Raw genomic sequence first — 13,210 nt, 5'->3', positions numbered from 1 at the left:
CGTTTCAGCTCGATGCTTTTTGATCAGCGGCTGACCTGATACTCAGGTTGCTCTTCCGGCATCGCCGAAGAGTGGTGGTTCAAGATCTTCCACTCGTTACCAACGCGGTGGTAAAGGAAGGTATAGCGAGCCTGGACCTTGCTCTGCTTGCCCTCGGCCGAGGTCAGGGTAAAGGTGTAGACACCGCTGTCCACTGCCGCATCCGGCCCCAGGCGACGAATTTCCCGGTAGTTAATCTCACCGACCGGCTTGAGCGCCAGGAAGTGATCGAAGTAGTCCTTGATCTCGGCCGGCGTGGCTCGCACCTTGTTCGAAACGGTCGGCTGCAAAACGGCGTCCGGCGTGTACATGGACAACACCGTCTGCGAGTTTCCGGTTTTCAGGGCCTTGTTCCAGCGATCGAACAGGCTGGCGATTTCCTTGTCGTTCACGTTACTTGGCTGCTCGGCCACCATGCGATAGGTATAACCGCCAGACGGTTCGGCGGCGGCCTGTACCATCGGGGCGCTTACAGCAAAAAACATGGCCAGGGCGGTCAATTTAAGTTTCATCGCAACTCTCCTACGGGGTGATCTGTTCAGGGATTCAGTGGTTGCCAATGTGCCCGTTTGTCCTGCTTGCTCCATCGGCCGAACGGGGTTATTTAGCTATGCCACTCGGCAGATAGGCGCTATCGGCCCATACGCGCTTTAATGGCCGTACTTAAGGTGTGCTCGCGCGCGCATCATTTCCCGCTGGAGCCCTCACCATGCAAAGCCCTCCACATGACCCTGCAAGCGCCCTGGCGATACGCACTCAGTATCGGCAGTCGCAAAGCCGCGCCGCGCGTTTGCGGCTGCTGGTGGACACGGGTCAGGAACTGACTCAATTACCGCCCGAGGCCATGCGCCAGCGCGTATTGCAAAGGGCCTGTGCGTTTGTTGCGATGGACCACGGTCTGTTGCTGGAGTGGAACAGCGACAACGTCGTCGCAGTGACCGCCAGCCACGGCAGCAAAGAGCGTCTGAACACGCTGGACAAGGTGGCCGATGCACTGGCCAACGGTCCGCAGTGGCTGGATTGCCCCGATGCCAGACTGCCCAATGTGCTCATGCTGCCCCTGCGCGGCGCTGACGACGGTGCGTTCGGCACCTTGCTGCTGGCCAACAGCGTCGGCATCAACGCCCCCGATAACGAAGACATTGAATCCCTGCAATTGCTGGCGACCCTGCTGGCGGCCCATCTGGAAAACAATCGGTTGCTGGAGGCACTGGTGGCGAGAGAGCGGACCATGTCCGAACTGGTACACCAGTTGTTCACAGCGCAAGAAGACGAACGCAAACGTATGGCCTACGACCTGCACGACGGGCTGGCGCAGACTCTCGCCGGTCTGCATCAGCGGCTTCAAGGTTTTGCAGGGCGCTGTCCGCAATTGCCTGAACCGATGAGTGCCGATTTGCAGGCCATCCTGACGCTGGCCCAGCACTGCGTGGGCGAAGGCAGGCAATTGATCAGCGGCCTGCGACCGACGGTGCTGGATGATTTCGGTTTGCTTCAGGCGGTCGACAAAGAAGCCGATCGTCTGCGCGAAGCCGGGATTGCCGTGCACTGGAGTTCGCGCTCGATGGTCCGCCTGCCCAGCCATGTTGAGATCGGGCTGTTCCGTATCGCTCAGGAAGGCATCAACAATGTCCTCAAGCATTCGGGCGCCGGTAGCGTACAGTTGGCGCTGGACATCACCGACTGCACGGTTTCATTGCTGCTCGAAGACAATGGCTGCGGTTTCGTGACCGATCAGCGCCCCGACGGCACCGGCGTGCAGAAACTGGGGCTGGTGGCGATGCAGGAGCGCGCCAGCCTGCTGGGCGGCCGCATGACGTGCGTCAGCCGCCCCGACTGCGGTACACGACTGCGCGCCACCGTTCCTTTCACTGCTGACAAGGCAAACCCATGACTGACACCCTGCGACTGGTCCTGGCGGACGACCATGAAGTGACCCGCACCGGATTCGTCTCGCTGCTGGCGGGTCATCCGGAATTCGAAGTGGTTGGTCAGGCCGCCAATGGCCAGCAGGCCATTGACCTGTGCGAGGAGTTGCAACCGGACATCGCGATTCTCGACATCCGCATGCCGGTGCTCAATGGCTTGGGGGCGGCGCGGATTCTCCAGCAGCGCATGCCGCATCTCAAAGTGGTTATCTTCACGATGGACGACAGCACTGACCACCTGGAAGCCGCCATCAGCGCTGGTGCCGTGGGTTATCTGCTCAAGGACGCCAGTCGCGACGAAGTGATCGCCAGCCTGCAACGCGTGGCCCGTGGCGAAGAAGCCCTCAACAGCGCCGTCAGTGCGCGACTGCTGCGACGCATGACAGAGCGCAACACCAGCGGCGCTGCGTTGCCCGAAACCCTGACACCCCGCGAACGCCAGGTGCTGGGCCTGGTGGCAGGTGGTTTCAGCAATCGGGAAATCGGCGAAAAACTCGGCATCACCACCGGCACCGCCAAAGCTCACGTTGAAAAGGTCATCGGCAAGCTTGGCGCATCGGACCGCACTCAGGCCGCCGTGCGCGGCGTGGCGCTGGGTCTGGTAACCCAGGCGCCGGGCGACTGGCGATGACAGCACTGACCACCAGCCGCTGGCAGGATCTTCCGCTGCGTGGCAAGGCGCTGCTGGCGATCTCCATGCCGCTGGTGGTGCTGATGTCTTCGCTGGCGTTGATTTATCACGCCGAACGTCAAACCGCCCAAGCCGAAGAGGACGTGCGTCGCGCGTTGCTGGTGCAGGGCGATATCCAGACGGTCCATACCCAGATCGCCGAAGCCGCAGCAAGCGTGCGCGGTTATCTATTGACCCGTCAGACTGACTTTCTGCCGGGTTATCTAAATGCGCAGCCTTTAATCGATGCGGCCCTGGTACGGCTCGATGCCAATATCCAGGACGAGCAGATGCGCGGGTATCTGACGGCCGTCGAACCCCTGATCCACGCCAAGGCGGATGGACTGGCAAAACTGCAGGCCCTCAGCCTGGAGGTGCCGGAGAACATCACGCGCATCCTGATCGAAAACAAATACGTGCTCGATCAACTGCGCGAGCGCATCGCCACCATGCGCGAGCGCGAGGACACGCTACTCGCCGAGCGCACCGCCGCGGCAGCCGCTACCCGTGAACAGCTTCTGCTCTCGACGCTGCTGGCCGCAGCCTGCGGACTCATCGGTGCGGTGCTTGCGGTGTTGATGCTGTCTCGCGGCATTGTCACGCGAGTCCAGCAAGTGCAGCGCAACGCACAGCGTCTGGCGCTCGGTCATCCATTACTGCCGCAGCCTCCCGAAAAAGACGAGATCGGCCAATTGAGCACGCGCCTGGTCGAAGCCGGACAACTGCTGGCCGAGCGCGAGCGCGCCTTGCGGGACAACGAAGAACGCCTGCGGCTAATCATTGAAGGCGTGAAGGACTACGGCATTTTCGCGCTGGACAAGCACGGTTACATCACCACTTGGAACGCAGGTGCCGAACGCATCAAGGGCTACACCGAACAGGAAATCATCGGTCAGCATTTTTCTGTGTTCTATCAGACGGAGGAATGCCCGCAACACCCCGACATGGCGCTGAACGAGGCCACTGTCGAAGGGCATTACATGGAGGAAGGCTGGCGTTGTCGCAAGGATGGCAGTCGCTTCTGGGCCAGCGTCGTGATCACGGCACAGTACGACGGTAACGGTGAGTTGCGCGGTTTTTCCAAGATCACCCGCGACATCACCGACCGTCGCGCCGCCGAGATTGCGCTGGGTACGGCACGCGAAGAAGCCGAGCGCGCCAGCCGGGCGAAAAGCGAGTTCCTTTCACGCATGAGCCACGAATTGCGCACGCCGCTGAACTCGATCCTAGGGTTTGCCCAACTGCTAGACATGGATTCGACCGCAAGCCAGCGGCCACAAGTGGGGCACATCCTGCGCGCCGGTCAGCATTTGCTCAAGCTGATCAACGAGGTATTGGACATTGCCCGCATCGAAGCCGGGCACTTGTCGCTGAGCCTGGAGCCGGTGTCGCTGTCGGCGGTCCTTCAGGAGACGCTGGTGCTCGTTTCGCCGATGGCTGCCGACGGCAATATCCGGTTGGCTGGTCTGCCTGAAATGCCAGACGAACTGGGGGTCATCGCCGACCGCCAGCGCCTGATCCAGGTGCTGCTCAACCTGCTGTCAAACGCCATCAAGTACAACAGGCCCGAGGGCCAGGTGAACATCGAGATCGAACAGTTGGGTGGTCACCTTGCCGTGACGGTGGTCGATACCGGCCACGGCATTGCACCCGAGCGCATCGACCAACTGTTCAAGCCCTTTGAGCGACTGGGGGCCGATCCAAATATCGAAGGCACCGGCCTGGGCTTGGCGTTGAGCAAAAGCATGCTGGAGATGATGCAAGGCCACCTGAGCGTGCAGAGTACGCCCGGCCAAGGCAGTCGCTTTACCCTGCAGCTGCCACGTGTGCACGTACAGGCCGCCAAGGCACCCGCATCGCGCCCGACAGAGCTGCTGCCTGCTGTCCAGCGCCCCGCCCCTGCGGCGTATCACAGCAAGGTACTGTGCATCGAAGACAATCTCTCGAGCATGGCCTTGATCGAAACGCTGCTGCAACGCAGGCCGGGCATTCAGTTGCTGTCGAGCATGCAAGGCCAACTGGGCCTGGATCTGGCGCGACAGCACGCACCGCAACTGATTCTGTTGGACCTGAATCTGCCGGACCTGCAAGGGCTTGAGGTGCTGCAGCGGCTGCGACGCTTGCCGGCGACGGTGGACACGCCGATCCTGATGATTACCGCTGATGCCAGCGATACGGTGCAGCGAACGTTGCAAGAGGCTGGCGCAACAGCGATCCTGACCAAGCCCATTCAGGTCCCTGCCTTCCTCGCTTACCTGGATAAATACTTACAGGAGCCGACATGAGTGCAGATTTTCGCATCCTGATCATTGACGACCAGCGCCCCAACCTTGAATTGATGGAGCAGTTGCTCGCTCGGGAAGGACTGACCAACGTGCTCAGCAGCACCGAGCCATTGCGCACCCTGGACCTGTACAACAGCTTTGAGCCCGATCTTGTCGTACTCGATCTGCACATGCCCGAGTTCGACGGATTTGCCGTGCTGGAACAACTGAACCGACGTATTCCGACCAATGATTACGTGCCCATCATGGTTCTGACTGCAGATGCGACACGCGACACGCGTCTGCGAGCCCTGGCACTGGGCGCCCGCGACTTCATCAGCAAACCGCTGGATGCTCTGGAGACGATGCTGCGGATCTGGAACCTGCTGGAAACGCGCGCGCTGTACAAGACGCTGCGTAAGCTGGTGCCGCCAGAACACATCGAACTGCTGCGCCAGCCACGCTCGCTGGCACAGCAGTGATTGATTGCGTTACTTGATAAGCGTGACAGGCACCGATGCTTCATGAATTACCCGGGTGGCGACCGAGCCCAACAACAAGCCCGTCACGCTGCTCAGCCCCCGGGTTCCCATCACGATGCAATCGCAACCCAGACCCTGCACCTGGGCCTCGACCTGCTCGGCGACATTGCCCAGATCGACGTGCGCCTGAAAGGGTGTTCCGGCAGCGGTCAGCAGTTCGATCGCATCGTCCAGCACACGTTTGCCTTCGTTGTTCAGACCGGCCTTCACACCCTCGATCATGTCCGGTGCCAGGTAGAGGCTATAATCGATCGGGCTGGCCTGAACGTTCAGCAGATGAACCTCAAGCGGCTTCTTGAGATCGGCAGACAGCTCAATGACGTAGCCAAGCGCTCGCATGGCGTGCTCGGAACCATCGAAGGGAACCAGAACTTTATGCATGACAGCTTTCCTTATGGGGTTATGCCGTCAACATAGCCCGAGCCACGCGGCGCTGCCACTGGAAAAAACGCATCTTTTGATGCAGAACAGACAAGCAACGCCTCACGTGACAGGCGCCCCCGAAAACCAAACCTGATCGCCTGTTTTAACGGCCTTCGAGGAAGGCTGACGCCTGATCCAGCAGCAACAGCGGATTCTCGTGCTTGTGGATGTCGACAGACAGCAACTGACGAAAACGCCGCGCCCCCGGGAAGCCCTGAGCCAGCCCGAGCACGTGCCGGGTGATGTGATGCATATTGCCGCCACTGGCCAGATGCGCCTCGATATAAGGCCGCAGTGCCTCAAGCGCAGCGGCACGACTGATAACCGGTGCGGCGCTACCAAACAACTGCTGATCCACCTCTGCCAGCAGATAAGGATTGTGATACGCCTCACGCCCCAGCATTACGCCGTCAAGCGTCTGTAAATGCTCATGGCATTGTTCCAGCGTCTTGATCCCGCCATTGAGGACGATTTCAAGCTGCGGAAAGTCTTTCTTCAATTGCGCGACCACGTCGTAACGCAGCGGCGGAATATCCCGATTCTCTTTCGGCGACAAGCCTTCCAGAATCGCGATGCGCGCATGCACCGTGAAACTCTGACAACCCGCCTCATGCACCTTGCCGACGAAATCACAGAGCTGCTCGTAACTGTCACGCCCGTTGATCCCGATACGGTGCTTGACAGTGACCGGAATACTGACCGCGTCGCACATGGCCTTCACACAATCGGCCACTAACTCCGGATGTCCCATCAGGCACGCGCCAATCATGTTGTTCTGCACCCGATCGCTCGGGCAGCCAACATTCAGATTGACCTCGTCATACCCCACCCCTTCCGCCATCCGCGCACACGCCGCCAAATCCGCCGCCGTGCTTCCACCCAACTGCAGCGCCAACGGATGCTCGGTCTCGTCATGCTGCAAGAACCGCGCACTGTCGCCATGCAGCAACGCACCGGTGGTGACCATCTCGGTGTAGAGCAACGCGTGCTTTGAGAGCAGGCGCAGGAAGTAGCGGCAGTGGTGGTCTGTCCAGTCCATCATCGGCGCAACGGAGAAGCGGCGGGATAGCTCAGGCCTTGTAGGACGCGGGTTCGGAGCAGTATTTGGTTGTGTATTCATTGATTGATTTTTAGCACTTCAAGACCATTCAGGGTCATTTTTAGGCTCAGTGCTAAAACCTAGCACCGTGAAGAAACATTTTGCAGCCAGGAAAGAGATGGGAGGATCACGCAAGGGTTTAACGAAAAGAGCGGTGTCATGGACACCCCACAAGACAGGTTCAAGCGCACAGGAGAGTTAGTTTATCAGGAAGTACAGCGCTTTGATCGCAGTGCATGGTCAGCAAGAGCTGCGAGCGTAACAGCCCTCCCCTCGGCTATTCGACAAGCTGCTGACAGTACATTGAAGCAGCGCGTACTGACGCGCTGCAAAAGATTTAAGAAAATTTCATCACCGTAGAACCGGGTCAAATGATTGCCATCCAGTGCCCGAATCATCCTTATAGAGCGTGCTTGGGTCGGTGGCGACACGAACGTCGAACTGGCCGAAGCGATCATCAGTTAAACCACGATTCACAAGCTGTGCGGAACCCCGCTCAGGAAGTTTGGCTTTGCCGAGCATTTTTTCAAGCTGGGCGGTTCCAAGCACTTCGATCTTAGTCAGCCGATTTACATCTGCCGAACCAATCGATGAATGCCAGATCTCATTGCGATGGTTGGCAAGGATCTCAGTGACCGGGTGGTGAGTGCCTTTAGAGGCATCATGCAGAACTGCCTGATCCAGTGTGCAGGCGCTCGGGTAGGTCGCCCATGAATCGACAACAACTGTATTTCGATCTCCAGACTGGCGACGATCGCCCAATAACAGAAACTCATGCGTATTACCATCTGGCAGACCCGTGCGTACGCGGTTGACGGGATAGCGCACGCCTCGGCTCTGCAATGCAGCGGCGGCGACACTGGCATGGACCGCGCAGGTTCCCCCCTGAAATTTCTGTGCGCGCTTAAGTTGGCCTGTGCTGCCACCACCGGGATACTTCGCATCCGCCAGATGCAGTCTGGCCCAGCTTTCACCGCCGGAGTTTACTATGTCTGCTTTTTGATTACCGGCGCCTAAAGGAATAGCACTTTTTACTACCCGGTTTGCCCATGTTGCGTCAGCAAGCATTTCAAGAGTGCCTGAGGACACGGTAACCCCGTATCCGTGGTACGCAGGCAACCCGAGCTGACTCGCATCAACCGTATTATGGACGGTGGCGTTGGAACGATTGTGCTGAACAGTCGCATCGTAGGTTTGAACGGACGATCCACCTCCGAAATAGCTACCGATTTTAGGCACGACTTTTCTCCTTAACAGGTGATGACGGATTGGTTCTCACGGGTAAACGCGTTTTGCCTAACTCCATAGAGTTTGGCGTGGTCTGGTTAGCCGAAGAAGGAAGAGTTTTTCCAGAGTGCAGATCAATCGCTCGTCGAACAAACGTTTCGAACAACGACAAAACACTTTCATCGGTTAGCTCAGCCAATGAATGCCGCAGCGAAAGCACCAGCTTTCCGCTGGCCGCATCAAGGCCTGACATGATCAGTGGATGCTGAAGGCTGAAAATATTTTCAGCGAGTAGAGCGCGAAGCCCGTCAGGTTCTAGCCAAGCCTTGGGGGCGGGCAATGTGGCTACCAAGTTCAGATAGCCAGCCTGGCTCCCGATGAGATGAACATTCAGGTCCGCGCCAAACGTGAGCAAATAAACTGGATATTTTTCCGACTCATGGATGGCGGGCGTATCGGGGTACTGTTTGATGATCAATCGCGCAAACGACTGGAAAGGATCTGGCTGCATAACACTGCTCTGAATGAAGATTCAAAGCTGAGTGGCAGGCGCAGCAAAACAGTTCCAATGCGCAGACAAGACGTGGGTGTCGATAGCGAGCGAGCGTCGCCAAATCGCAATCAGATCGGGATTGAGTCAGGAAGCCCTTGAAGCATTCGACCAAACGAAAGACGTAACGAGGTACTACAAACCCCGGCACGATATCAGCACTAATACCAATGCATGCCATCGCCTCGGAACATCGCAAGCATTCACTCCCCCCTTCCATGATGTTCGTTGCTTACCCTTCCCCCATCAAAACCGCCTCAAACTCTGCGTCACCACCCCCAAGATAATAAGGTCGTCGTTGTCCGTCACATGCAACGACGGATAGTCCTTATGGCTGGACTCCAGCATTACGACGTTGCCGCGCATGTGCAAACGCCTGCACACCTGTGTCTTGTTAAGCGAAGCAATGACGATGTCGCCATGCTCGGCGTAGCGTCCGCGGTCGACAATCAGCATGTCTTCCTTGCTGATGTGCTCCCCTTGCATGCTGTCGTCCTGGATCGTCGCGATGAAGAAATTCGGTTCACGCACCTCGCAAAGCTCTGCTATCGAGACGTGCTTTTCGATGACGGGCGATTGCGAGCCGACGGACGACATGGAGATGAATGGGAGCTTGATGCCCCCTGCGGACAAGGGGCCGAGGAAGGTGACACTCATGATGCGAGCCTTTTTATGATTAACTGTATGCATATACAGTTAATCGCGCATCAGGCCTAAGGTCAACCGTGAACGTAGGATATGTCGACAGATGGCGTCAGGGTTTTGCCTCTGAAAGCTGCTGGATCAACGCCACTGTCAGGTAAAGCCTGGGAGCGATGCTCGACAGTTCGATGTACTCATCATCGGCGTGCAAACCCGCCCCGACAACGCCCATTGTTTCGAGCACGGCCGGTTTTTCACTTCCCGGAACGTAAGCGTAACCTGCGTCCGTGCCGAAACGCATGGCGATGGGCTCAATAGTGCGACCGATCTTTGCGTATAGCACCTGGGCGGTTTTGGCCAGTTGTTCGGAGCCCGGGTTTTTCGCCAGAGGTGGACGCCCCTTCTCCAGGCGTACCGACACCTCGGTGCCATCGATGAGTGTCTTCTGCACGATGCGCTGGGCGTCGGCGATTACGCGATCACTTTCTCCCAGGTCGGAGTAGCGCATGTCGGCTTCGGCCGATGCGCTGGACGGGATGATGTTGCGCTTCTCGCCGCCTTTGATCAGCGTCCAGTTGACCGTGGTGCCTTTGGCCGGATCGCCCAGGTCCTTGAGTTGCAGCATCTGGTGCGCCAGTTCAATCGCCGCATTGCGTCCGGCTTCCGGCGCGGAGCCTGCGTGTGAAGACTTGCCTTTGACGTCGAGGATCACGCCATTGATCCCGTTGGTCGCGACGGTGACGGCGTCCTTGTCAGGTGGCTCGTAGGAAAAGACGTAATCATGCTGTCGAGCCAGTTCGGCGATGATCTTTTTCGAGCCGCTGGAGCCGGTTTCTTCATCCGGGTTAAACAGCACGGTGAGTGTGCCGAAGTCTTTGAAGCCCTGATCCTGCAACAATTTCAGCGAATGCAGGATCATCGCCACGCCACCTTTGGCATCGGCGACCCCTGGGCCATAAGCGCGTTCGCGGTCCTGTTTGAACGGGCGTTTCGCTGCGGTGCCCGGCCCGAACACGGTGTCGTAGTGGACCATCAGCAGAAAGGATCGAGTGCCACTGCCCTTGATGGTGCCAACGATGTTGTCACCGGCGGAAGGCGTCGCAGGCGTGGTGGAGACTTCTGCGCCCAAAGCTTTCAGACGCTCGACCAACAGCGCGCTGATGGTTTGCAGGCCCGGAGCCTGGCCCGTGCCCGTATCGACGTCCACCAGTTGCTTGACCGTCGCGAGGTAAGCGGTCTGTTCGGTTTCAGCTTTTTTCAGCAACTGCTCGGGTGAGGTATCCGCTGCGAAAGTGCCAGTGGAAAGAATCGAAAAGGCGATGACGCTCGCCATCGTTGCGGGTCGAAAAAGCATGCTGGTTCCCTCAGATCATTGCGGTTTGAAATCCCATCTTTACGCAACAGGGCCTGCAACACCACTGCCAAAGACCCGTGCTGAGCATGCGCAACGCAAATATGTATGAAAATGTAACTGAGAGTAATTAGCATTTATCTAATTGTGAAAAAATTGTTAGGATCCTGCGACCAGCTTCATGGCTGATCAAACGTCCGGCGCCCCGTTGCTCCAGTAGTTCGCCACCTTCCAAACGCTCAGGCCCATCGTAGGAACCTCAACAATGTTTCGTCCGCTCACTTCACTGACCGCCTTAGCGGCGATCGGTGTATCAACTGTTGCCTTGGCTGCCCCCGTTCAAACCAATCCGTCCATAGCGTCTCAACCGGGTGCGCTGACGCTGGATAACGTTGACATTAATGCCAGAGCGGGCGTCGCGGGTACGGCCACCACTGAAGGCAGCGGCTCCTACACCACAGGCTCCATGAGCAGCGCGACCAAGCTACCGTTGTCGATCCGCGAGACGCCCCAGTCCGTGAGCGTGATCACGCGCCAGCGTATTGAAGATCAGGGCATGAACGACCTGAACGACGTCGTCAAATATGCGCCTGGCATCATCCTGCGCAAGTTCGGTACAGACCGTCAGCAATTTCTGGCACGCGGTTTCAGCATCGACAACCTGATGTACGACGGCCTGCCGACCATCGTCAGCACCTTCACGCTGGACACGATTTCCGGTGCCGACCTTGCCATGTACGACCGCGTCGAGGTGGTCCGCGGCGCCACCGGGCTGATGACTGGCGCGGGCAGTCCGTCCGCCACACTCAACCTGATCCGCAAGCGCCCCACCGCCACTCCCCAGGTCAGCGTGACCACGAGCGCAGGTAGCTGGGACCGCTATCGCACCGAGGTGGACGCCTCCAACAAGTTGAACGAATCGGGCACATTGCGCGGCCGGGTGGTAACGGCGTACGAGAAGGGCAATAGCTTTCTGGACGAACGCGACGAAGAGCGCCAGACGTTCTACGGGATTCTGGAAGCGGATTTGAATGAATCGACCACCTGGACCCTCGGCGCGTCCAAGCAGCGCGACGATGCCACTTCGGACTGGGGCAGTCTTCCCTCCGGCTCTGATGGTCAATACCTCGGCCTGCCACGCTCGACATTTCTGAGCAACGACTGGGCGTATTGGGACCGGGACAACGTCAGCTTATTCACTGACGTGACCCATCGGTTCGACAATGGTTGGAGCGGCAAAATCGCAGCAGCGAAGATCTGGGCCGAGTCGGACATGTTCTCCAACTACCTGACCGCTGCCGGAACCGGCTATGGCCAGGCCGCAGGTCAGTACGACACCACTGACGTCCAGACCAACATCGACGGTTCGCTGTCCGGGCCTTTCAAACTGTTCGGCCGCGAGCATGACTTGATGCTGGGGGTCAGCCGCCGCGAAGAGAAGTTTGACCAGAAAGGCGGCTTCTACGGCTCGACGCCCATTGATATCTACAACTTCAACCCGAACGTCCTCCCCAAACCCGACATCAACACCCGTACTGCCTATGTCAGCCAGAACACCGCGACCGAAGATGGCGTTTACGCGGCAGCACGTTTCAACCCGATCGATCCCCTGCACATCATCATCGGTAGCCGGGTGAGCTGGTATGACTATCAGAACCGTTCGGCCAACTCAGGCGATTACAAGGTCACCCGTGAAGTCACCCCGTATGCAGGCGTCGTCTATGACCTGAACGACACCTACTCGGTCTACGCCAGCTACACCGAAATATTCAAACCCCAGAGCCAGCAGGATGTGAGCGGCGCCATCCTTGATCCGATGACAGGCGAAAGCTACGAGATCGGCCTGAAGGGCGAGTACTTCAACGGCGATCTGAATGCATCCCTCGCACTGTTCGACATGACCCAGGAAAACCGCGCTTATTCCGTCGTCAATCCGCCTGCTTCATGCCAACAGCAGAACCGCACCTGCTACGAGGCGGCAGGCGAAGTGCGCAGCCGCGGTATCGATGCAGAAGTGACCGGCGAGCTTACGCCGAACTGGCAAGCCTCGGCCTCCTACACGCTAGTACTGAGCCAGTACGTGAAAGACCGTAACTTTGAGAAGGGTGATCGATTCGCAGCCGAGCAACCCAAGCATCTGTTCAAGGCGGCAACCACGTATCACCTGTCGGGCGACTTCAGCAAACTGCGCATCGGCGCGGATGTTCTGGCTCAAAGCAACACCTACAACCGGGTCGGCACTGGTCGCTCGGAACAGGATGCGTATGCGGTGGTGGGTCTGATGGCGGGCTATCGCTTCGACGAGCACTGGGATGCCCGAGTGAACCTGAACAACGTGCTCGATGAGAAATACTGGCAAGGCTTGCCGTTCGCGACCGGGAGCGGCGTCTATGGCGATCCGCGCAACGTGATGTTCTCGTTGAAGTGGTCGCTTTGATCGCGGGATGAATGGGTTCGCAAACGGTTCGTAGCACG

12 protein-coding genes are annotated in these 13,210 nt (G+C 58.4%); 5 read left to right on the top strand and 7 right to left on the bottom strand.

What is annotated here, in order from left to right; translation table 11 throughout:
• Nucleotides 1-23: 23 nt before the first annotated feature.
• Nucleotides 24-551 (bottom strand): SgcJ/EcaC family oxidoreductase, encoded by a 528-nt coding sequence (locus ALP40_RS16455; RefSeq protein ID WP_122209275.1) that lies wholly within the window; start codon nt 549-551, stop codon nt 24-26.
• A 197-nt stretch (nt 552-748) separates the two neighbouring features.
• On the opposite strand from ALP40_RS16455, the gene ALP40_RS16450 reads away from it, so the two are divergent.
• The 4 genes from ALP40_RS16450 to ALP40_RS16435 are packed head-to-tail and all read left to right on the top strand — an operon-like array spanning nt 749 to nt 5,383.
• On the top strand, nt 749-1,933 hold the full coding sequence (locus ALP40_RS16450; RefSeq protein WP_122209274.1) for a sensor histidine kinase: 1,185 nt from the start codon (nt 749-751) through the stop codon (nt 1,931-1,933).
• The gene (locus ALP40_RS16445; RefSeq protein WP_122209273.1) at nt 1,930-2,598 is read left to right on the top strand and encodes a response regulator transcription factor; all 669 of its coding nucleotides are present in this window, start codon (nt 1,930-1,932) and stop codon (nt 2,596-2,598) included. The genes ALP40_RS16450 and ALP40_RS16445 overlap by 4 nt, the downstream gene beginning before the upstream one ends.
• A complete protein-coding gene (locus ALP40_RS16440) occupies nt 2,595-4,922 on the top strand; it encodes an ATP-binding protein (RefSeq protein ID WP_122209272.1) in 2,328 nt (775 codons plus the stop codon). Before ALP40_RS16445 ends, ALP40_RS16440 begins: the two co-directional genes overlap by 4 nt.
• Nucleotides 4,919-5,383, top strand: a complete 465-nt coding sequence (locus ALP40_RS16435; protein WP_122209271.1) for a response regulator — start codon at nt 4,919-4,921, stop codon at nt 5,381-5,383. The genes ALP40_RS16440 and ALP40_RS16435 overlap by 4 nt, the downstream gene beginning before the upstream one ends.
• Before the next feature lie 9 nt (nt 5,384-5,392).
• Here ALP40_RS16435 and ALP40_RS16430 read toward each other — a convergent pair whose 3' ends face one another.
• The 6 genes from ALP40_RS16430 to ALP40_RS16405 all read right to left on the bottom strand — a co-directional run bounded on the left by ALP40_RS16430 (nt 5,393) and on the right by ALP40_RS16405 (nt 10,738).
• On the bottom strand, nt 5,393-5,824 hold the full coding sequence (locus ALP40_RS16430) for a universal stress protein (protein WP_122209270.1): 432 nt from the start codon (nt 5,822-5,824) through the stop codon (nt 5,393-5,395).
• A gap of 145 nt (nt 5,825-5,969) precedes the next feature.
• Complete coding sequence (dusA, locus tag ALP40_RS16425) at nt 5,970-6,986, bottom strand: tRNA dihydrouridine(20/20a) synthase DusA (protein ID WP_122209269.1); 1,017 nt, start codon at nt 6,984-6,986, stop codon at nt 5,970-5,972.
• Between the two features lie 330 nt (nt 6,987-7,316).
• On the bottom strand, nt 7,317-8,204 hold the full coding sequence (locus ALP40_RS16420) for a hypothetical protein (protein ID WP_122209268.1): 888 nt from the start codon (nt 8,202-8,204) through the stop codon (nt 7,317-7,319).
• Entirely contained in the window at nt 8,197-8,703 is a 507-nt protein-coding gene (locus ALP40_RS16415; protein ID WP_122209267.1) for a CesT family type III secretion system chaperone, read from the bottom strand. The genes ALP40_RS16420 and ALP40_RS16415 overlap by 8 nt, the downstream gene beginning before the upstream one ends.
• 285 nt (nt 8,704-8,988) lie before the next feature.
• Nucleotides 8,989-9,399, bottom strand: a complete 411-nt coding sequence (locus tag ALP40_RS16410) for a LexA family transcriptional regulator (RefSeq protein ID WP_122209266.1) — start codon at nt 9,397-9,399, stop codon at nt 8,989-8,991.
• Between the two features lie 97 nt (nt 9,400-9,496).
• The gene (locus ALP40_RS16405; RefSeq protein WP_122209265.1) at nt 9,497-10,738 is read right to left on the bottom strand and encodes a M20/M25/M40 family metallo-hydrolase; all 1,242 of its coding nucleotides are present in this window, start codon (nt 10,736-10,738) and stop codon (nt 9,497-9,499) included.
• Nucleotides 10,739-11,000: 262 nt separating this feature from the next.
• Between ALP40_RS16405 and ALP40_RS16400 the strand changes: the two genes are divergently transcribed.
• A complete protein-coding gene (locus tag ALP40_RS16400) occupies nt 11,001-13,172 on the top strand; it encodes a TonB-dependent siderophore receptor (protein WP_122209264.1) in 2,172 nt (723 codons plus the stop codon).
• The last annotated feature ends 38 nt before the right edge of the window (nt 13,173-13,210 follow it).

Source organism: Pseudomonas viridiflava, from assembly GCF_003702045.1.
Classification (GTDB): Bacteria; Pseudomonadota; Gammaproteobacteria; order Pseudomonadales; family Pseudomonadaceae; genus Aquipseudomonas; species Aquipseudomonas viridiflava_C.
Note: the sequence above shows the minus strand (reverse complement) of the source record. Positions and strands in the feature narration are given on the sequence as shown.